Annotated in this window: 17 protein-coding genes; 6 read left to right on the forward strand and 11 right to left on the reverse strand. The window is 71.5% G+C overall.

Annotated features, from left to right (window positions below; genetic code table 11):
• Positions 1 to 68: 68 nt before the first annotated feature.
• The gene (locus tag KO717_RS08495; RefSeq protein WP_301365568.1) at positions 69 to 953 is read right to left on the reverse strand and encodes a haloalkane dehalogenase; all 885 of its coding nucleotides are present in this window, start codon (positions 951 to 953) and stop codon (positions 69 to 71) included.
• 97 nt (positions 954 to 1,050) lie between these two features.
• On the opposite strand from KO717_RS08495, the gene KO717_RS08500 reads away from it, so the two are divergent.
• The gene (locus KO717_RS08500; RefSeq protein ID WP_301365569.1) at positions 1,051 to 1,536 is read left to right on the forward strand and encodes a MarR family winged helix-turn-helix transcriptional regulator; all 486 of its coding nucleotides are present in this window, start codon (positions 1,051 to 1,053) and stop codon (positions 1,534 to 1,536) included.
• Positions 1,537 to 1,606: 70 nt separating this feature from the next.
• The gene (locus KO717_RS08505; protein ID WP_030008959.1) at positions 1,607 to 3,136 is read left to right on the forward strand and encodes a helix-turn-helix domain-containing protein; all 1,530 of its coding nucleotides are present in this window, start codon (positions 1,607 to 1,609) and stop codon (positions 3,134 to 3,136) included.
• A 78-nt stretch (positions 3,137 to 3,214) separates the two neighbouring features.
• On the opposite strand, the gene KO717_RS08510 is transcribed toward KO717_RS08505, so the two are convergent.
• Together KO717_RS08510 and KO717_RS08515 are read right to left on the reverse strand one after the other, a co-directional pair.
• Positions 3,215 to 4,021: an aminotransferase class IV family protein gene (locus KO717_RS08510; protein ID WP_301365571.1), complete on the reverse strand. Its 807-nt coding sequence runs from the start codon at positions 4,019 to 4,021 to the stop codon at positions 3,215 to 3,217.
• 210 nt (positions 4,022 to 4,231) lie between these two features.
• Complete coding sequence (locus KO717_RS08515) at positions 4,232 to 4,879, reverse strand: hypothetical protein (RefSeq protein WP_301365573.1); 648 nt, start codon at positions 4,877 to 4,879, stop codon at positions 4,232 to 4,234.
• A gap of 375 nt (positions 4,880 to 5,254) precedes the next feature.
• On the opposite strand from KO717_RS08515, the gene KO717_RS08520 reads away from it, so the two are divergent.
• Entirely contained in the window at positions 5,255 to 5,776 is a 522-nt protein-coding gene (locus KO717_RS08520; protein ID WP_301365575.1) for a hypothetical protein, read from the forward strand.
• A 21-nt stretch (positions 5,777 to 5,797) separates the two neighbouring features.
• On the opposite strand, the gene KO717_RS08525 is transcribed toward KO717_RS08520, so the two are convergent.
• On the reverse strand, positions 5,798 to 6,637 hold the full coding sequence (locus KO717_RS08525) for a class II glutamine amidotransferase (RefSeq protein WP_301365576.1): 840 nt from the start codon (positions 6,635 to 6,637) through the stop codon (positions 5,798 to 5,800).
• Between the two features lie 208 nt (positions 6,638 to 6,845).
• Between KO717_RS08525 and KO717_RS08530 the strand changes: the two genes are divergently transcribed.
• Positions 6,846 to 8,264, forward strand: coding sequence for a cytochrome P450 (locus tag KO717_RS08530; RefSeq protein WP_301365577.1), 1,419 nt, complete (start codon positions 6,846 to 6,848; stop codon positions 8,262 to 8,264).
• Between the two features lie 146 nt (positions 8,265 to 8,410).
• On the forward strand, positions 8,411 to 8,920 hold the full coding sequence (locus KO717_RS08535; RefSeq protein WP_301365578.1) for an FBP domain-containing protein: 510 nt from the start codon (positions 8,411 to 8,413) through the stop codon (positions 8,918 to 8,920).
• A gap of 22 nt (positions 8,921 to 8,942) precedes the next feature.
• On the opposite strand, the gene KO717_RS08540 is transcribed toward KO717_RS08535, so the two are convergent.
• Positions 8,943 to 10,499 carry an MFS transporter gene (locus tag KO717_RS08540; protein ID WP_301365580.1) on the reverse strand — a complete coding sequence of 519 codons (1,557 nt, stop codon included), beginning with the start codon at positions 10,497 to 10,499 and terminating at the stop codon, positions 8,943 to 8,945.
• 83 nt (positions 10,500 to 10,582) lie between these two features.
• Between KO717_RS08540 and KO717_RS08545 the strand changes: the two genes are divergently transcribed.
• Positions 10,583 to 12,640: a S9 family peptidase gene (locus tag KO717_RS08545; RefSeq protein ID WP_301365581.1), complete on the forward strand. Its 2,058-nt coding sequence runs from the start codon at positions 10,583 to 10,585 to the stop codon at positions 12,638 to 12,640.
• A gap of 71 nt (positions 12,641 to 12,711) precedes the next feature.
• Here KO717_RS08545 and KO717_RS08550 read toward each other — a convergent pair whose 3' ends face one another.
• The 6 genes from KO717_RS08550 to KO717_RS08575 all read right to left on the reverse strand — a co-directional run bounded on the left by KO717_RS08550 (position 12,712) and on the right by KO717_RS08575 (position 18,849).
• On the reverse strand, positions 12,712 to 13,041 hold the full coding sequence (locus KO717_RS08550) for a hypothetical protein (RefSeq protein WP_301365582.1): 330 nt from the start codon (positions 13,039 to 13,041) through the stop codon (positions 12,712 to 12,714).
• Between the two features lie 93 nt (positions 13,042 to 13,134).
• Complete coding sequence (locus tag KO717_RS08555; RefSeq protein WP_301365583.1) at positions 13,135 to 14,115, reverse strand: ABC transporter ATP-binding protein; 981 nt, start codon at positions 14,113 to 14,115, stop codon at positions 13,135 to 13,137.
• Entirely contained in the window at positions 14,112 to 15,137 is a 1,026-nt protein-coding gene (locus tag KO717_RS08560; RefSeq protein ID WP_301365586.1) for an ABC transporter ATP-binding protein, read from the reverse strand. Before KO717_RS08560 ends, KO717_RS08555 begins: the two co-directional genes overlap by 4 nt.
• Positions 15,138 to 16,124, reverse strand: coding sequence for an ABC transporter permease (locus KO717_RS08565; RefSeq protein ID WP_301365588.1), 987 nt, complete (start codon positions 16,122 to 16,124; stop codon positions 15,138 to 15,140). It abuts the gene before it with no gap.
• Positions 16,121 to 17,080, reverse strand: a complete 960-nt coding sequence (locus KO717_RS08570; protein ID WP_301365590.1) for an ABC transporter permease — start codon at positions 17,078 to 17,080, stop codon at positions 16,121 to 16,123. The genes KO717_RS08565 and KO717_RS08570 overlap by 4 nt, the downstream gene beginning before the upstream one ends.
• Positions 17,081 to 17,103: 23 nt before the next feature.
• Positions 17,104 to 18,849 carry an ABC transporter substrate-binding protein gene (locus tag KO717_RS08575; protein WP_301365593.1) on the reverse strand — a complete coding sequence of 582 codons (1,746 nt, stop codon included), beginning with the start codon at positions 18,847 to 18,849 and terminating at the stop codon, positions 17,104 to 17,106.
• Positions 18,850 to 19,005: the final 156 nt, after the last annotated feature.

Below are 19,005 nucleotides of genomic sequence, written 5' to 3' on the forward strand. Positions count from 1 at the left end.
GCGGCCGGTCGCCGCGGGGCTCGGGGCCGGTAGCCGCGGGGCTCGGCCGCCGGTCGCCGCGGCCGGGCTCAGCCCGCCGCGAGGCCGTGGCGGGCGGCCCAGGAGTTGAGCGCGGCGGCAATCTCCTCGGGCCGGTCCTCGGGGCAGAGGTGGGCGGCCGGGCCGCAGTACTCGGTCTCCAGCGCCGAGACGTTCTCCTCGCACCAGGCGACCGTCCCGGGGCCGACCATCAGGGCCGGTGAGCCGTCGAAGGTGAGCAGCAGCTTGGGCACGTCCGGGCTGTCGGACAGCCAGGCGTCGTACTTCTCGACGACGGCGTGCACACCGGCCGGATCGCCGTCGATCGGCAGCGAGCGGGCCCACCGCAGCATGGGCAGCCGGCTCTCGCGGGTCGGGTAGGGGGCGGCGTAGACGGCGCGGTCCGCCTCGCTCATCGGGTTCAGCACCGTCTGCCGGATGCTGTCCTCGATGAAGATGTTCCGGTCCAGGACCATCTCCTCCCCCACGCCCGGGGTGCGGATCGCCTCGAACCGGGCCCGCGCGGCGGGCGGGTACTGCGCCCAGCTCAGCGGCCGCACGATGGTCTCCATGAAGGCGATGCCGCGGACCCGCCCGGGGTGGCGGGCGGCCCGGTCGAAGGCGAGCGCCCCGCCCCAGTCCTGACCGACCAGCACCACCTCGTCGAGCCCGAGGGCGTCGAACCAGGCGTCCAGGTAGCGGGCGTGGTCCTCGAAGCGGTACTCCCCGCCCGGCTTTCCGGAGCGGCCCATCCCGATGAGGTCCGGGGCCAGGACGCGGACCCCGCCCCCGATCCGGGGCAGGACGCCCCGCCAGAGGTGGGAGGAGGTCGGGTTGCCGTGCAGGAACACGAAGGGGACACCGCCCGACCGGGCGCCGGCACCACCGCGGTCCTCGTAGTACATCGTCGAGTCGAGTACGTCGATCGTGGGCATGGGAGACCCCTTCCGATAATCGTTGGCCTGACTAACGTTGGCGACACGAACGAAATTACATCGTTAGTGCCACTAACGCAACGGGTAGCATCGCCCCATGACCACGGAAGAGAACGGCCCCCTCGTCCCCGCACGGCTGCGCGAACTGCCCAGCCGCCTGCTGGGGCAGGCTTCCACGCACGCACAGCGACTCGTGACCGAGGGCCTGAACGGGGCGGATGCCCACAAATGGCACTATGCGGCCCTGGTCGCCCTGGAGGAGTCCGGCCCGGCGAGCCAGGCCACCCTCAGCGCCCGCACCGGCATCCACCGCAGCGATCTGGTCGCCGTCATCAACGAACTCGCCGCACGCGCACTGGTGGAACGGACCCCCGACCCCGAGGACCGCAGGCGCAACGTCATCACCCTCACCCCGCCCGGCCGGCGGCAACTGCGCACACTGGAACAGATCCTCGCCGCGGCCCAGGAGGAACTGCTGGCCCCGCTGTCTGCCCAGGAGCGGGAGCAGCTCACCCGCCTGCTGGGCCGCATCGTCGACCATCACGCGTACGGACACCCCGTCATGGGGCCTGATGGCCGGTAACTTCCACTCAATTCACCCATTTGCCGCACCGGACGCAGGGGTCATCTCATATCTGAGATAGCGTGCCCCCATGGCAGACGACTACCTCGTACGCATCGGCAAGCTCATCCGTGACGCCCGGCAGCACCGGGGCTGGACACAGAGTCAGCTCGCCGACGCCCTCGGCACCAGCCAGAGCGCAGTGAACCGCATCGAGCGCGGCAACCAGAACATCAGCCTTGAGATGATCGCCCGAATCGGCGAAGCGCTCGACAGCGAGATCGTCTCCCTGGGCTACGCCGGCCCGATGCACCTGCGCGTGGTGGGCGGCCGCCGTCTGTCCGGCGCCATCGACGTCAAGACGAGCAAGAACGCGTGCGTCGCCCTGCTCTGCGCCTCGCTGCTCAACAAGGGCCGTACGGTGCTGAGGCGGGTGGCCCGCATCGAGGAGGTCTACCGCCTGCTGGAGGTCCTGAACTCCATCGGCGTGCGCACCCGCTGGATCAACGACGGCGTGGACCTGGAGCTGATCCCGCCGGCCCGCCTCGACATGGAGGCCATGGACGCGGACGCGGCCCGCCGGACCCGGAGCATCATCATGTTCCTGGGCCCGCTGCTGCACCGGATGGAAACGTTCCGCCTGCCCTACGCGGGCGGTTGCGACCTCGGCACCCGCACCATCGAGCCGCACATGATCGCCCTGCGCCGCTTCGGCCTGGACATCACCGCGACCGAGGGCATCTACCACGCGAAGGTCGTCCCCGGGATCTCCCCGGACCGCCCGATCGTGCTGACCGAGCGCGGGGACACCGTCACCGAGAACGCGCTGCTGGCCGCCGCCCGGCACGACGGCGTGACCGTCATCCGCAACGCCTCCTCCAACTACATGGTCCAGGACCTGTGCTTCTTCCTGGAGGCCCTGGGTGTCCGGGTCGACGGCGTCGGCACCACCACGCTCACCGTCCACGGCGTCCCGAGCATCGACGTGGACGTGGACTACTCCCCCTCCGAGGACCCGGTCGAGGCGATGAGCCTGCTCGCCGCCGCGGTCGTCACGGAGTCGGAACTCACCATCCGCCGGGTGCCGATCGAGTTCATGGAGATCGAGCTCGCCGTCCTGGAGGAGATGGGCCTGGACCACGACCGCTCGGCGGAGTACACGGCCGACAACGGCCGCACCCGCCTGGTCGACCTCACCGTCCGCCCCTCGAAGCTCGAAGCCCCGATCGACAAGATCCACCCCATGCCGTTCCCCGGGCTGAACATCGACAACGTCCCCTTCTTCGCGGCCATCGCCGCCGTGGCGCAGGGCCAGACCCTGATCCACGACTGGGTGTACGACAACCGGGCCATCTACCTGACGGACCTGAACCGCCTCGGCGGCCGCCTCCAGCTCCTCGACCCCCACCGCGTCCTGGTCGAGGGCCCCACGCGCTGGCGCGCGGCGGAAATGATGTGCCCGCCGGCCCTGCGCCCGGCGGTGGTCGTCCTCCTGGCGATGATGGCGGCCGAGGGCACCTCGGTGCTGCGCAACGTCTACGTGATCAACCGCGGCTACGAGGAACTGGCCGAGCGCCTCAACTCGGTGGGCGCCCAGATCGAGATCTTCCGCGACATCTAGGGACGGGCGCAGCTCCGACAGCGGCTGACGGGGGTGGTGTGCCCGATACCTCCCCATGCGGCGGCGGGTGCCGACGCACTACCCCCGTGCCCGGCCCCCGCCCGGCTGGACGAGGTCGCCGGGGGCCGCCAGGTACCCCTCACGCAGGGCGGCCAGCACCGGGTGCTCGGTGGGGAACTGCGTGGAGTCGATCGCGCTGACGGCCCGCACGCCGATGCTCGTGTTGGTGGCGAACGCGGCCTGCATCCGGTGTGCTTCGTGCCGCGTGACGTGCGTGATCGTGTGGCGGTGCTGCTGCTGGAGGAGGGCCATGGTGACCCCGGGGAGGACTTCGGCCTCGGGCCAGATCACGTTCCCGTCGTTGTCGATGAAGCCCACGTTCCAGGTGCCGCCCTCGCTGATCAGCTCGTCCGGCCCGTAGAACAGGGCGTCGTCGAACCCGTCGAGCTGTGCGACGCGCCGGGCGTGGAGGGCACCGAAGAGGCCGACGTGCTTGACCGCAGGAACGTCACGCACGTAGGGGACGGTTCTGACCCGCATGGGCGGCATCGGAAGCCGGCCCGTGGGACGGCTGGTCACCAGGACATGCGGCGTTGCCGGCGCCGAGGGATGTCCCATGTCGAGGGCCGGGTCGAAGACGCTGACACGGACGACGAACGAACCGTCCCGGCCCGCGACCGCCCGGCAGATGTATTCGCGGACGCGGTCCATCTCCAGTTCGGTGGCGAAGACCGCACGGCAGTCTCGTTGCAGGCGCTCCAGGTGCAGGGACAGGCCCCGCACGCGCTGGTCGTCGACCCGCATCGACGTGAAGTGTCCGTAGTTGACCAGCGCGAGCGCCTTCACCGCCTCGGGATCGGCAGGGGCTCCATCGAGTTCCATCATGCCGCGCAGTCTGGCAGTTGGCGCCGATCAGGCGGGCCGAGACGCGTCCCCCAGCAGCAGGCCCGCACCCTGCCATTCCTGCGGCAGAACCGGACGGTCTACGGTGCAGCGGCACTGTCCTGGGTGAAACACCGCACCGGCTGGATCTGATGCAAGGCGGTCTGCACCCCCGCACCGCAGTTGAGCAGAAGCGGAGCTGTCGGTCCGGTACTACCGGATCGGGTTGCGCACCTCGGCGGGCGCGCGCCGCAGGTGGTCGGCGTACAGCCCGAGCATGACCTTCCTGCCCTCTTCGGGATCCGGGACTCCGGCCCGACTGTCCGGCAGCGGCTGGGTCCGGAGGGTATGCAGCGCCATGGCGGCACGCCGTGCCCCGAGGGACCGAACGGCGGGATCGTCCAGCTGGCCGGCCGCCTGCCGTGCCGCCTGTGCCAGTCCGGCGCGGACGCGGTGCAGTTGAGCCGGACTGAGTACGACGATGAGCCGCCGCTCGGCGAACGGGGGATCGAGCGCCATTCCGACATGGCCTGCGTGAGTGATCAGAAGAATCGGGGAGGGCTCCGGGACCCGTGCGTACAACCCGCACCAGTCCTGTTGCTCCAGCCATGCCTCGAAATCCGCGTAGTGGTCGCCGAACCGGGCGGCCAGCGGCCAGAAGTGCTCTTCGGTCTCGACGGCGGCCTGGTGCAGCTTCGTCAGGATGTCGTCGGCGGCCTCGGCCTGCAGAACCACACGGGCCACGCGGTCCCGGCTGTCGCGGATGCGCAGGCACAGCATGGCGTAGGCAGCGCGTAGTTCGAGCGCGTCGGACACGAGGATGCTGTGGCTCGGCTTGCGGGACCTGTGCTTCTTGCTCACGTCTGCAGCATGGCGGACCAGGGGCGGCAGGACGGTCCGTAGGGCCCGGGTTCACGCGGGCGGGTGAGCTGAACGCACGGAGCGGTCGGAGGTCGACTGTTCGCCCGTCGTCAGGTTCTTCACCTCGTGCGCCGCGCCCTCCTCGAAAGGCGGGGCGCAGATGCGCGTCAGTCCGACCGGGGCCCCGCGCGAACTCCGGTGACCGGCGTCCTACAGAGACCTGTGCGCCATCAACCGAGTTGAAGCGGCGCGCGACGGACATCGGCACGTCGAAGCGCTCGCTTCCATCTCACCCTTCGTCAACGCTAGTAGCGAATTCAACCTTCTGGGTATCTTGAACGCCGCTCAACGAGCACTACGACCCAGGAGTTCCCGATGACCATGCCGCCCCGCAGCAAGTCGATGGCGGTCAGGATGCGCTGCAGAGGCGCCCTCACCGTCATGGCCGCCGTTCTGTCGCTCGCCGCGTGCGACCCGGCCGCCCCGGCCACCACTCCGAGCACCAGCGCCGCCGTCACCGTCGGTGCGAGCCCCAGCCCCAGCCCCTCCGTCGTGCCGGCCGACCCGAGTCCGAGCGCCAGCCCGACCCCGGCCGCCGACCCCACCACGGCGGCGCCGACCCCTCAGGTCCCGGTCGCCGAGCCCACCACCAAGGCGCCGGAGCCCACCAAGGCCGCCCCCGCCCCGCCGGCTCCCACCCGTACCCGCACCCAGGCGCCCGCACCGGAACCCACCAAGGCGAGCACCGACTGCTACCCCCGCTCCAACGCCGGCAACTGCTACAGGGCCGGTCAGATATGCCGGAAGGCCGATGTCGGTACGTCCGGCCGCGACGCCAACGGGCGCACGATCCACTGCCGTGACGACGACAGCGTGGGCCAGCGCTGGGGCTACTGACCGCCCACGGACCGCCGGTTCCTACGCCGCCTGCGGGGTGAAGGGGTGGAGGGAGTCCCCGCCGGGGCCTCCGACGATGCCGAAGGTGCTCTCCGGGACCTCGTTCCAGGCGCCGGGGAGGTCACCGAGGGGTTCGGAGACGACCATGCGGGTCTCGTCGGAGATTTCCTGGAGGAACTCCATGTCGGGGTGCAGCCTGCGCAGCGCGTCCACCCGGCTGCTGTAGAACAGCGACCTCGACTCACCCCGGGTGGAGTAGCGGAAGGCCCACAGGCGTTCGCCGTCGCTGATGGCGAGGGTCATCTGGAGCGGGTACTCCACGCCGTGCTCACGGCCGACGCGCTCCACCACGCCCGCCATCCGGGCCACCGCGCCCGGCGGGTCCGCCTCCAGGCCCAGGGTGAGCGCCAGGTGGAACATCACCTCGGAGTCCGTCGAACCCTCGACGTCGGGGTACAGCGCGGGGTCGATGAGCAGGGTGAGTTCCCGCCGCATCCGGTGGAAGTCGGTGATGGCCCCGTTGTGCATGAACAGCCAGCGGCCGTGCCGGAACGGGTGACAGTTCGTCTGCTGCACCGCCGTGCCGGTCGATGCCCGGATGTGGGCGAAGAACAGCGGGGACCGGACGTGGTCCGCGATCTCCCGCAGGTTGCGGTTGTTCCAGGCGGGGCCGATGTCCCGGAAGGTCGCCGGAGTGGCCGTGTCCTCCCCCGTGTACCACCCGACGCCGAATCCGTCGCCGTTCGTCGTCTCCACGCCCAGCTTGGAGTGCAGGCTCTGGTCGATCAGCGAGTGGGCCGGTTTGTAGAGGATGGTTTCGAGCAGCAGGGGTGTTCCCGAATACGCGAGCCACCGACACATGAGCCATCACCTCGGGGGTGCAACGCGGATAACCCCTCCATTGTGGCCGCGCCCCCTGCTGATCGCCACGCGGAACGGGCCGGGCAGCAGGCGGCGGGCGGCGCGGAGTGGTGGTCATCCGGCCACTCATCGGCCTGAAGGAACACCGTCCTCGCCAGGTACGCGCGGGCACGGCAGAATCGGCCTTCCGTAGGACGAAGGGGCGGCCATGTCAGTGGGAACGAACTCCGGAGCGGATACGGGGAAGGCGGTGCCGGGGCTTGCCGGGGTGCCGTTGCTCGGGTCGCTCCTCGACCTGAAGTCCGACTCCCTCGGTACCTATCTGCGGGCCCAGCACCAGCACGGCGACCTGGTACGGATCACGGCCGGTCCGCCCGGGATGCGTGCCGAGTTGTACTGCGTCTTCTCCCCCGCGGGCGTCCAGCAGGTGCTCGCCTCCGACGCGGCCCGCTTCCGCAAGGACAACCACTTCTACCAGGAGGTCCGGGAGTCCTTCGGCAACGGGCTGCTGACCAGTCAGGACGAGGACTACCTGCGCCAGCGCCGCCTCGTGCAGCCGCTGTTCACCCGGCGCCGGGTGGACAGCTACGCCGAGGTGATCGCCGCCGAGACCGCATCGGTCCTCGCCGCCTGGGGCGATGCCCCGGGCGGCGTCGTGGACGTCTCCGACGAGATGACGCACCTCGCCCTGCGCGCCGTCGCCCGCATCCTCTTCGGTACGGACGTCGAGGCCACCGCCGATGTCGTGACCGAGTGTTTCCCGGTCATCACCGACTACGTGCTGCGCCGCGGCTACTCACCGGCCAACATCCCGCGCGACTGGCCCACCCCCGGCAACCGGCGCGCGGCCGCCGCGATGGACGAGCTCTACGGGGTGTGCGACCGGATCATCGCGGAGCGCCGGCGCGCCGGGGCCGAGGCCGGAGCCGGTGCCGACGCCGGTGCCGGCGCTCCCGGCGAGGATCTGCTGACGCTGCTCGCCGGCGCCCGCAGCTCGGACGACGGGGAGTTCGACGCCGCCGAGCTGCGCGACCAGGTGCTGATCTTCCTGCTCGCCGGGCACGAGACGACCGCCACCTCCCTCTGCTTCGCCCTGCACCTGCTGGCCCGCCATCCCGAGGAGCAGTCCCGGGCCCGCGAGGAGATCTCCCGCGTCCTGGGCGGCCGTACGCCCGGCGCCGCCGACCTGGACCGGCTTCCGTACCTCACCCAGGTCCTCAAGGAGGCGATGCGGCTCTATCCGGCCGCGCCGGTCATCGGGCGCAAGGCCGTCGCCGCCACCCGGATCGGGGAGCACACCGTCCCCGCGGGCGCGGACGTGATCCTGGCGCCCTGGGTGACGCACCGCCACCCCGACCACTGGCCCGACCCGGACCGCTTCGACCCCGAGCGCTTCACGCCCGAGGCGGAGGCGGGGCGGCCGCGCTACGCCTGGTTCCCGTTCGGCGGCGGTCCGCGTGCGTGCATCGGGCAGCACTTCTCGATGCTGGAGTCGGTGACAGCGCTGGCGATGATCCTGCGGGCCTACGCGTTCGAGGCCGTGGACACCGAGATCCCGGTCGGCGCCGGGATCACCCTGCGGACGAACGGCCCGGCGCGCTGCCGGATCCGCCGCCTGGACGCGTGACGGCGAACCGGACGCGAACCGGACGTGGTCCGGACGCGGTCCGGACGCGGTCCTGACGCGGTCCGGACGCGCGCCGCGCTCCGGGCCGTACTCGGGCCGGATATTGGGATGCGGGCAGGTCAGGGCGGGTCGTAGGGTCGATGCCCGTGGAACCACTCACCGAGAAACAGATCCGCTCATCCTTCGTGAACTGCACGAAGGGCGAGGCGGCGCGGCTGCGGCTACCGCTCGACTTTGCCGAACTGCCCTGGAAGGACCTGGACTTCCTGGGGTGGGTGGACCCGGGAGCGCCCCTGCGGGCCCATCTCGTGCTGCCCCGGGAGGGCGGTGGCGGCCCGCTGGGGATCTCGCTGCGCGTACCGGCCGTCGGCCGCACCAGCGTGGTGAAGTCCAGCCTGTGCCAGATCTGCCTGACCGGTCACGCCTCCTCCGGGGTCACCCTGCTGGCCGCCCCGCTGGCGGGCGCCCGCGGCCGCGAGGGCAACACGGTCGGCACGTACATCTGCGCGGACCTCGCCTGCCCCCTGTACGTACGCGGCAAGCGCCAGCCGAAGCTGCGCGCCGGGCGGTACGAGGAGTCCCTGACGCTGGACGAGCGGCTCGCCCGCATGTCCGACAACCTGGACGCCTTCGCGGCCCGCGTCACCGCGGCGTAGCAGGGCCGGAGGCCCTCGGACCTCAGGTCCGGTCGTCGACCGCCGGCTTGTGGTTGCCCTGCAGGCGTGCGAGGTCCGAGGGGCGGACCTGGATGACGAACAGCGCGATCAGCGCTCCGACCAGGGTGAACAGGGACGCCACGACGAAGGCCGAACTGATGCCCGAGGTGAGGACCTGGTCGCCCCACGGTTTCGGGAGCTGCCCGGTGCGCTGGAAGAAGGCCTTCTGCACCGGGCCGGCGGTGCTGAGGAAGTCCGGGATCTGCTGCTTGGCCTCGTTGCGGCTCGCCGTGCCGTAGACGGTCACCAGGATCGACAGGCCCAGCGAGCCGCCCACCTGTTGCATCGTGTTCAGAAGCCCGGAGGCCGCTCCCGACTCCCGGTCGGTGACGTTGGACAGGGCCATCAGCGTCAGAGAGACGAACTGCAGGCCCATGCCGAGGGCGAAGAGGAGCATCGGGCCCAGGATGCTGCCGAGGTACGTCGAGTTGACGTCGGTCTGTGTCAGCCAGGCGAGTCCGGCCGCCGAGGACAGCGCACCGGTGACCATGAAGGGCTTGGGGCCGAACTTCGGCAGCAGTTTCGCGGTGATCGCGGCGGCCACGGCGATCACCGCGCTGACCGGCAGGAAGGCGAGGCCGGCCTGGATCGGGCTGAAGCCCAGCACGATCTGCACGAAGAGGGTCAGGAAGAAGAACATTCCGAAGATCGCGCAGGCGAGCATGAGCATGATGCCGTAGGTCCCGGCGCGGTTGCGGTCGGCGAACATGTGCAGCGGGGTGATCGGCTGCGGCGAGCGCCGTTCGTTGAGGATGAAGAGGGTCAGCAGGACCACGGCGGCGCCGAAGGAGCCGAGGGTGACCGGGTCGCGCCAGCCCTCCTGGGACGCCCTGATGAAGCCGTAGACGAGCGAGACCATGCCCAGGGTGGACAGCAGCGCGCCCGCGAAGTCGAAGTGTCCCGGGTGGCGTTCGGATTCGTGCAGGACCTTGGTGGCCAGCACGGCGATCACGATGGCGATGGGGACGTTGACGAAGAGCACCCAGCGCCAGTCGAGCCATTCGACGAGGATGCCGCCCGCGAGGAGTCCGATCGCGCCGCCGGCGGCCGAGACGCCGGCGAACACGCCGAACGCCCGGTTTCGGGCCGGGCCTTCGCGGAAGGTGGTGGTGATCAGCGCGAGGGAGGTCGGCGAGGCGATGGCGCCGCCGACGCCCTGGAGGGCGCGTGCGGCCATCAGCTGGCCCTCGTTCTGGGCGAGTCCGCCGAGCAGCGAGGCAAGCCCGAAGAGCAGGACGCCGAAGATGAAGACGCGTTTGCGGCCGAGGATGTCGCCGGTGCGGCCGCCGAGGAGCAGAAGTCCGCCGAAGGCGAGGGTGTAGGCGTTGACGACCCAGGAAAGGCTCTCGGTCGAGAAGTCGAGAGCGGTCTGGATGTGCGGCAGCGCGATGTTCACGATCGTGATGTCGAGAACCACCATGAGTTGGCAGGAGGCGATGACGAACAGGGCGAGTGCGCTGCCACTCCCCCGGACCTTGCCTTCGGTCCCGCTGTTGCTCGGCGATGCGTTCGGATCCACCTTTTCGACGCTAAGCCCGCACCTCTGGGGTCACCACTCGAACAGCCTAGTAATGGTGACATTTCACATGTCACACTACGATCATGGATGACTTCCTCAGGCTCTCCGCGAGCACGGCCCGCTTCACCTACGGCGCCCCGCGCGCCTTCTCCTTCGGGGACGGCGGCCGACTGCTCTGGTTCCTCCGGTCGACGGGCCCCACCGACGCCTTCGACTCGCTCTGGGTGCTCGACACCACCACCGGCGCCGAGACCCGGCTCGCCGATCCCCGTGAACTGTGCCCCGAGCCCGGCCCGCTCCTCGTGGCCGAGCGCCGACTGCGCGAACGGACCCGGCTCGTCGCCGCCGGCATCGGCTCGTACGCCCTCTCCGGCGACGGCCTGCACGCCGTCTTCGCGCTGTACGGGCGGCTCTTCGAGGTCACCGCGGGCGGAGCCGGAACACCCAAGGAGATCCCGGCCGCCGGACCCGCGCTGGACCCGCGGCCGAACGCCGACGGCTCGCGCACCGCGTACGTCGCCGACGACGTCCTGTACGTCGCCCCGGGCGGCCGGATCAGCCCGGACGACGGCGCCCGCTGGGGCCTCGCCGAATTCGCCGCCGCCGAGGAGCTGGGCCGCCACCGGGGCCACTGGTGGTCCCCGGACGGGGTCACCCTGCTGGCCGCCCGCGTCGACGAATCCGCCCTCCAGCGCCGCTGGTTCGCCGACCCGGCGCACCCGGAGCTGCCGGCCGAGGACTTCGCCTACCCCGAGGCCGGCGGGCCCAACGCCGACGTCCAGCTGTGGGTGCTCGGCGACGGCGGGACCCGGATACGGCTCGACTGGGACGCCGACGCCTACCCGTACGTCTCCGACGCGGGCTGGGAGTCCGCCACCGAAATCCTGCTGACCGTCCAGGACCGGCTCCAGCAGAACGTACTGCTGCTCTCCGCCGACCCGGCCACCGGCCGCACCCGGGAGCTGTCCCGCACCACGCACCCGCAGTGGGTGGACCCCCTGGTCCCCGGCACCCCGGCCCGCCTCGCCGACGGGCGGATGCTGACCTCCGCCGACACCCCCGGCGGCGCCGCCCGCGCCCTCGCGGTGGACGGCGAACTGCTCACCGGGGAGGGGATCCAGATCCGCGCGGTGGCCGGCGTCCACGAGGGTCTGCTGCTGATCGAGGCGGGCCTGCGCGACCCGTCCGAGCAGCAGGTGCTGCTGCTGGACCCGGCCACCGGGGAGCTGACCCCGGTCGCCGACGGGCCCGGCGTGCACACCGTGGCCGCGTCCGCCGGGACCCTGCTGCTGACCTGCGCCGACGCCGACGGGGTACGGCGCACCGTACGCACTCCCGACGGGCGGGAGTTCACCCCCGCCGACCTGTCCGAGCCGCTGCCCTACCGGGTGGACGCGGTCCTGGAGCGGGTCACCGAGCGCGGCATCCCCACCGCCCTCGTACTGCCCCGCGACCACGTTCCCGGCCGGCGGCTGCCCGTCCTGGTCGACGGCTACGGCGGCCCCGGCATGCAGGACGTCACCGCCGACCAGCGCCGCCGCCAGCACCGCCAGTGGTGGGCCGACCAGGGCTTCGCGGTGGTCACCATCGACAACCGCGGCACCCCGTACGTCTCCCCCGCCTACACGCACGCCATGTACCGCGGCTTCTCCGAGGTCACCCTCGACGACCAGGTCGCGGCGCTCCAGGCGCTCGCCGCCCGCCACGGCGACCTCGACCTCGGCCGGGTCGGGGTGCGCGGCTGGTCGTACGGCGGCTACCTCGCGGCCATGGCGGTGCTGCGCCGCCCGGACGTCTTCCACGCGGCGGCCGCCGGGGCCGCGCCGACCGACTTCCGGCACTACGACACGGCGTACACCGAGCGGTACCTGGGCCTCCCGCAGGAGCAGCCCGAGGTGTACGAGCGGGACTCGCTCATCCCGGACGCCCCGGAACTGTCCCGCCCCCTGCTGCTGATCACGGGCCTGGCCGACGACAACGTCCACCCGTCCCACACCCTGCGCCTCTCCCAGGCGCTGACGGACGCGGGCCGCCCGCACCAGCTGCTGGCCCTCCCCGGCGTCACCCACATGACCCCGGGCGGCACCCGGGAGAAGCTGATGGCGCTGGAGCTGGAGTTCTTCCGCCGCGAACTGGCCTGAGCACCGTCCCCTGCGCCCCGCCGGCCTCGACACCGGCGGGGCGTGCCCGGCCGGGGGGCAGGGCCGCAGGGTCAGGACCGCGGGGCGAAGACCATCCGGATCAGGGCGGTGAGGACCACGGCTGCCGCCGGTGCGTACCACCAGCGCCGCAGCCGGCCCGTGTTCACGCAGACCGCCGTGACCGCGACGGCCAGGAGCTCCACCACCAGGCCGAGCCCGGCCATCAGACGCGCCGTATCCGTCACCGTACGGTCCCAGGGCCCTTCGGACTCCGTGAGCAGCGCACCGAGGACGAAGAAGCCCGCCGCGGTGTGCAGCGCCAGCAGGAGGGCCGCCGCTGCGGCCGTCACCGCGCGCAGCGGGTTCCGGCAGGCACTCCCGGATTCCGGATCAGCGTTCATGACCGCGACCCTAACCGGCGAGATCCGCACCGTACGGCGGTGCCCCGAAGACGCCTTCGGCTCCGGGGCACCGCCGCTTCCCATGGGTCCCCGTCAGTCACCAGGGAAGTGGCAGGCCACCTCGCGGGCGGCGGCGGGCCGCAGCGGCGGGCGGTCGGTGCGGCAGATCTGCTGCGCCTTGGGGCAGCGCGGGTGGAAGGTGCAGCCCGGGGGTGGAGCGGCCGGGCTCGGCGGGTCGCCGAGCAGCACGATCCGCTCCCGCCGCCGTTCCGCCGCCGGGTCGGGCAGCGGCACGGCGGACAGCAGCGCCCGGGTGTACGGGTGCTGCGGGTCCTCGTAGAGGGACTTCTTGTCCCCGATCTCGACGATCCTGCCGAGGTACATGACGGCGACCCGGTCGCTGACCCGTTTGACCACCGACAGGTCGTGCGCGATGAACACGTAGGCGAGGCCGAGCTCCGCGCGCAGCCGTTCCATCAGATTGACGATCTGGGCCTGGACGGAGACGTCCAGCGCGGAGACCGGCTCGTCGGCGACGATCAGCCGGGGGCTGGTGGACAGCGAGCGGGCGATGCCGATGCGCTGGGCCTGGCCGCCGGAGAACTCGTGCGGATAGCGGTCGATGTGCTCGGGGATCAGGCCGACGAGCTCCATCAGCTCGGCGGCGCGGCGGCGGGCGTCCCCGGCGCTCCAGCCCTGCACCAGCAGCGGGTCCGCGATGATCCGGGCCACGGTCTGGCGGGGGTTGAGGGAGGAGTGCGGGTCCTGGAAGACCATCTGGATGTGCTTGCGCAGCGGGCGCATGGCGGACGGGGAGAGGCGGCTGATGTCCTTGCCCTCGAAGGCGACCCGGCCCGAGGTGGGCTCCAGCAGCCGCACCAGCATCCGGCCGGTGGTGGACTTCCCGCAGCCCGACTCCCCGACCAGGCCCAGGGTCTGGCCGGCCGCCAGGTCGAAGGAGACCCCGTCGACGGCGCGCACGGGCGCCCCCCGGCGCCCGGTCACGGATCGCCGGCCGGGGAAGGTCATGGTGAGGTCCTGTACGGACAGCAGCGGTGTGGCGGTGTCGGTCATCGGGCCGCCTCCTGGGCGGTGCGTTCCCCGGCGAAGTGACAGGCCACGGTCCGCGCGGGGCCGTCCCCGAACGCCGCCGGTTCCGGGCGTACGCCGGTGCAGCGCGCCCTGCGGTCGTCCGGGCCGGCGGCGGCCACGGGGCAGCGCGGGGCGAAGGCGCAGCCGGGGGCGGGTGCGAGCAGGGAGGGCGGGGAGCCGGGGATGAAGGGCAGGGGGACGTCGGCGGCGGTGTCGAGGCGGGGCAGCGAGTCGAGCAGGCCCCGGGTGTAGGGGTGGGCGGGATCGGCGAACAGCTCGTCCGCCGGGGCCTGTTCGGCGGCCCGGCCGCCGTACATGACGAGCACCTCGTGGGCGACGCGGGCGACGACGCCGAGATCGTGGGTGATCATGACGACGCCGAGTCCGCGTTCCTGCTGCAGGCGGGCGATCAGTTCCAGGATCTGCGCCTGCACGGTGACGTCCAGGGCGGTGGTCGGCTCGTCGGCGATCAGCAGGTCGGGCTCGCAGGCCAGGGCCATGGCGATCATGGCGCGCTGGCGCATGCCTCCGGAGAACTGGTGCGGGTACTCTCCGGCCCGGCGGGCCGGTTCCGGGATCCCGACCTCGCCGAGCATGTCGACGGCGCGTCTGCGGGCGGCGGCGCGGCCGGCCTTGAAGTGCACGCGGAAGTGCTCGGCGATCTGCTCGCCGACCGTGTAGTAGGGGTGCAGGCTGGAGAGCGGGTCCTGGAAGATCATGGCCATCCGGCGGCCCCGGACCTTGGACAGTTCCCTTTCCGGCAGCCCGGTCAGCTCCCGTCCGGCCAGCGCCACGGATCCGCCGACCTCGACCGGGCCCCGGTGCAGGCCCATGACGGCGAGCGACGTGACGGACTTGCCGGAGCCGGACTCGCCGACGATGCCGAGGGTGCGTCCGGCCTCGACGGTGAAGCCGACCGAGTCGACGGCCCGTACGGTCCCGCGCCCGGTGGTGAAGGTGACGTGCAGGTCGCGTACTTCGAGAAGCGGAGCGGCCGCGGCCATTCAGTACCTCACCCTCGGGTCGATGACGGCGTACAGGAGGTCGACGACGAGGTTGGCGACGACGATGAAGAAGGCGGCGAGGAGGGTGACGCCGAGGACCACGGGCTGGTCGGAGTTGACGAGGGCACCGTAGAACAGCCGCCCGATGCCGGGGAGTCCGAAGATGGACTCGGTGATGACGGCTCCGGCGAGCAGTCCGCCGAGGTCCATGCCGAAGATGGTGAGGATCGGGGTCATGCCGGAGCGCAGCCCGTGTTTGACGACGACGGTGCGCTCGGGCATGCCCTTGGCGCGGGCGGTGCGGATGTACGGCTCGGCCATCGCCTCGATCATCGAGCCGCGGCTCTGGCGCGCGTACATGGCGGCGTAGAGCAGGGCGAGCGCGATCCAGGGCAGGGCCAGGTTCGAGGCCCAGGCGAGCGGGTCGTCGGTGAAGGCCTGGTAGGTGGGGTAGGGCAGGAGGCCGGCGACGCGGATGATGCCGTAGATGAGCATCACGGAGGTGAAGTACACGGGCAGGGAGGCGGCGGCGACGGCGCCGACCATCAGGGCCTTGTCGGTGGCGGTGTCCTTGCGCAGGGCGGCGGTGACCCCGGCGCCGAGGCCGAGGAGCAGCCACAGCGCGGCGGCGCCGACGGCGAGGGAGGCGGAGACCGGGAGCCGGTCCATCAGCAGGTCCCACACGGGCAGCGAGTTCTCGTAGCTGTAGCCGAGGCAGGGGAAGTCGCACGCGACGGCGTACTGGCCGGTGCCCAGGGTGCGGCCGGTGAAGATGCCGGTGAGGAAGTCGGTGAACTGCCGCCACAGGGGCTGGTCGAGGCCCAGGTACGTGCGTACGTCGGCCAGGCGTTCGGCGCTGCAGGTCTTGCCGCAGGCGGCCGCGGCCGGGTCGGCGGGCAGGACGTAGAAGATGAGGAAGGTGACGGCGGCGATGGCGAGGAGCACGCCGGCGAGGGCGAGCAGCCGGCGGCCGAGGTAGAGGATCAACTGCGGCCGCCCCTCGGGTCGAGGATGTCGCGCAGGGCGTCGCCGAGCAGGGTGAAGGCGAGCACGGCGAGGAAGAGGAAGACGCTGGGGATGACGAAGTACATGGGGTCGGTCTCGTAGTAGGCCACGGACTCGGCGATCATCTGGCCCCAGGAGGGGGTGGGCGGGCGGACGCCGACGCCGAGGTAGCTGAGGGCGGCTTCGGTGCTGATCATTCCGGGGATCAGCAGGGTGGTGTAGGCGATGACCGGGCCCGAGACGCCCGGGAGGATGTCGCGGGTCAGGATCCGCCAGGGGCCGGAGCCGCCGACGCGGGCGGCGTCGACGTACTCGCGGTGTTTGAGGGAGAGGGTCTGGCCGCGGACGACGCGGGCGACGCCGGGCCAGCCGAAGACCCCGATGACCGTGGTCATCAGGACGATCCGGTTGACGTCCTTGGCCACGGACAGCATCGCGATCATGAAGATCAGCGAGGGGAAGGACATGGTCAGGTCCATGAGCCGGGACAGGACCGTGTCGGTGCGGCCGCCGAAGTAGCCGGCGGCGATCCCGGCGGCGGTGCCGGCGACCACCACGATGGCAGTGGCGGCGAAGGCGATCAGGAGGGAGACCTGGGCGCCGTTGATCACGCGGGCGAACAGGTCGCGGCCGGTGACGGGCTCGACTCCGAGCCAGTGCTCGGGGCTGATCCCGCCGAGGCTGCCGAGGGGCTGTCCCCCGAGGTAGGGGTCGATGGCGGTCTTGTCGAACTCGTTCGGGGACCAGCCGCCGAGGGCGCCCAGCCAGGGGGCGGTCACGGCCATGAGGACGAAGAGGAGGACGACGCAGAGGCTGATGCGGACGGCGGGGCGGCGGCACAGTTCCTGCCGGGCGAGCTGCCAGGGGCTGCTGCCGGGCGCCGCCGCGGGCAGCACCGTGGCGGCGTCGGGGGCCGGGACCGGTGCGGTGGTGGTCATGGCTGCGGGGATCCTTCGGGCCCTCAGCCCTGGCTCTTCGAGGGGTCCTTGAGGCCGACGGTCCCGTAGTCGATGGTGCCGGTCCACACCGGGTGGCCGAAGGCTCCCGCGATGTTGGTGCCGACGAGGAGCGGCTTGCGCTCCAGGAGGAGCGGAACGTTCGGGGACTTGGCCATCAAGGCGGCGTCGAGGTCGATCCAGGCCTGGTTGGCCTGCTTGGCGTCGGCCATGGCGTTGATCTCGTCGATGCGCTTCATGGTCGCCTCGTCGCGGAACTGGCTGTAGTTGCCCTGGTTGCCCTTCTCCTTGATGGTGCGTCCGTCGAAGACGAACGGGATCCAGGTGGAGCCGGAGGGGTAGTCGGGGCACCAGCCGGTGAGGGTCATGTCGGGGGTGGTGGAGAGGTCGCCGATGACGTCGTAGTAGGCGCCCGGGTCGACGGTGTCGATGACGACCTCGACGCCGGCGCGGGACAGGCCCTGCTGGATGGCCTCCGCCTTGCCCTTGTCGCCGGTGGAGACGGCGAGGGAGACCTTCAGGGTCTCCTTGCCGGCGGCCTTGAGGAGCTCCTTGGCCTTGGCGGGGTCGCCGGCCGGGGCGATCTTCAGGACGTCGGCCTGCTTGCCGCCGGAGAGGGCCGGGGGCAGGTAGGCGGTGGCGATCTCGTTGAGGGCGGGGCCGCCGCCCGCCGTGATGACGGCCTCCTTGTCGACGGCGTACTGCATGGCCTCGCGGACCTTCGGGTCGTCGAAGGGGGCGCGGGAGTTGTTCAGGTGGAGCATCTCCGTACAGCCCTGGGACTCGGCGAGCAGCCGGGCCTTGATCTCCGCCTTGGGCAGCACCTTGGGGGCGCTCTCGGGGCGCATGTCGGCGTACTGGACGGTGGAGGCGTCGGCGCCCTCGCCGGCGATGATCCGGTCGTCGATCTGGCCGCCCTTGAGGCCCATGACCACCACGAAGCGGTCGGGGTAGGCCTTGCGGACGGTGTCGGTGCCCGGGTCCCAGTGCTCGTTGCGGACCAGGACCAGCTTCTTGTCGCGGTCGTACGACTCGATCTTGTACGGGCCGGAGGAGAACGGGCGGGCGTCGTACTGGGTGCCCTTCTCCTGGGACGGGGGCACGGGGGCGAAGGTCGGCAGGGTGGCGGTCGCGGAGAACTCGGCGACCGGGCGCTTCAGTTCGAAGACGATCGTGCGGTCGTCGGGCGTCTTGACGGAGTCCAGGTGCTGCCCCTGGAGCGGGCCCTTGTAGCCCTCGGTCCCGGCCAGGTACTGGGCGGCGTAGTCGGGGCCGCCGGTGAGGTCGGGACTGAAGGAGCGCTCGACGTTGTACTTGATGTCCTGGGCCTTGACCGGCGTGCCGTCCTCGTACTTCACGCCCTCCTTGAGGGTGAAGGTCCAGGTGCGGCCGCCGTCGGAGGGGGTGCCGAGGTCGGTGGCGAGGTCGGGGACGAGCTCGCTGCCGGCCTTGCCGGGCTCGGCCTTGAAGGTGACGAGCGTGCGGTAGAGCAGCCGGGTGCCGAAGTCCATGGTCGGCATCGTCCAGTTGCGGGCGGGGTCGAGGTGCGCGAAGTCCTGGTTGGACAGGACGGTGAGGGTGCCGCCCTTGACCGGGGTCCCGCCGAGGATCTTGCCGTCGTTGGCGGCGGCGGGGTTCACCCCGGAGGCGGCGCCGTCCTTGCCCTTCTTGGTGTCGGAGCAGCCCGAGGCGCCGAGTGCGAGAGCTGCCACCAGGGCGGTGGCGAGGGCGAGTTGGGTGCGCTTGGTCATGGTCACTCCAGTGAAGGGCCGCGCTCTAGGATGTGACCGGTAACATAGTAATGTGAAATTGCACTGACAAGGGGTTGGTGCCGCCGTTATCCAGCCGTGTCCAAACGGCCGGGCGGCGCGTCGGCGCGACAGCCGGCCCGGCGGGCGGGAACATGC

The sequence above is a fragment of the Streptomyces xanthophaeus genome, from assembly GCF_030440515.1.
GTDB classification, from domain to species: domain Bacteria; phylum Actinomycetota; class Actinomycetes; order Streptomycetales; family Streptomycetaceae; genus Streptomyces; species Streptomyces kutzneri.

Excerpts from the sequence above, each read along its gene's own strand:
- KO717_RS08495 (WP_301365568.1), bottom strand. The coding sequence starts at position 953 with ATGCCCACGATCGACGTACTCGACTCGACGATGTACTACGAGGACCGC.
- KO717_RS08500 (WP_301365569.1), top strand. The coding sequence starts at position 1,051 with ATGACCACGGAAGAGAACGGCCCCCTCGTCCCCGCACGGCTGCGCGAA.
- KO717_RS08505 (WP_030008959.1), top strand. The coding sequence starts at position 1,607 with ATGGCAGACGACTACCTCGTACGCATCGGCAAGCTCATCCGTGACGCC.
- KO717_RS08510 (WP_301365571.1), bottom strand. The coding sequence starts at position 4,021 with ATGATGGAACTCGATGGAGCCCCTGCCGATCCCGAGGCGGTGAAGGCG.
- KO717_RS08520 (WP_301365575.1), top strand. The coding sequence starts at position 5,255 with ATGACCATGCCGCCCCGCAGCAAGTCGATGGCGGTCAGGATGCGCTGC.
- KO717_RS08525 (WP_301365576.1), bottom strand. The coding sequence starts at position 6,637 with ATGTGTCGGTGGCTCGCGTATTCGGGAACACCCCTGCTGCTCGAAACC.
- KO717_RS08530 (WP_301365577.1), top strand. The coding sequence starts at position 6,846 with ATGTCAGTGGGAACGAACTCCGGAGCGGATACGGGGAAGGCGGTGCCG.
- KO717_RS08545 (WP_301365581.1), top strand. The coding sequence starts at position 10,583 with ATGGATGACTTCCTCAGGCTCTCCGCGAGCACGGCCCGCTTCACCTAC.
- KO717_RS08550 (WP_301365582.1), bottom strand. The coding sequence starts at position 13,041 with ATGAACGCTGATCCGGAATCCGGGAGTGCCTGCCGGAACCCGCTGCGC.
- KO717_RS08555 (WP_301365583.1), bottom strand. The coding sequence starts at position 14,115 with ATGACCGACACCGCCACACCGCTGCTGTCCGTACAGGACCTCACCATG.
- KO717_RS08560 (WP_301365586.1), bottom strand. The coding sequence starts at position 15,137 with ATGGCCGCGGCCGCTCCGCTTCTCGAAGTACGCGACCTGCACGTCACC.
- KO717_RS08570 (WP_301365590.1), bottom strand. The coding sequence starts at position 17,080 with ATGACCACCACCGCACCGGTCCCGGCCCCCGACGCCGCCACGGTGCTG.
- KO717_RS08575 (WP_301365593.1), bottom strand. The coding sequence starts at position 18,849 with ATGACCAAGCGCACCCAACTCGCCCTCGCCACCGCCCTGGTGGCAGCT.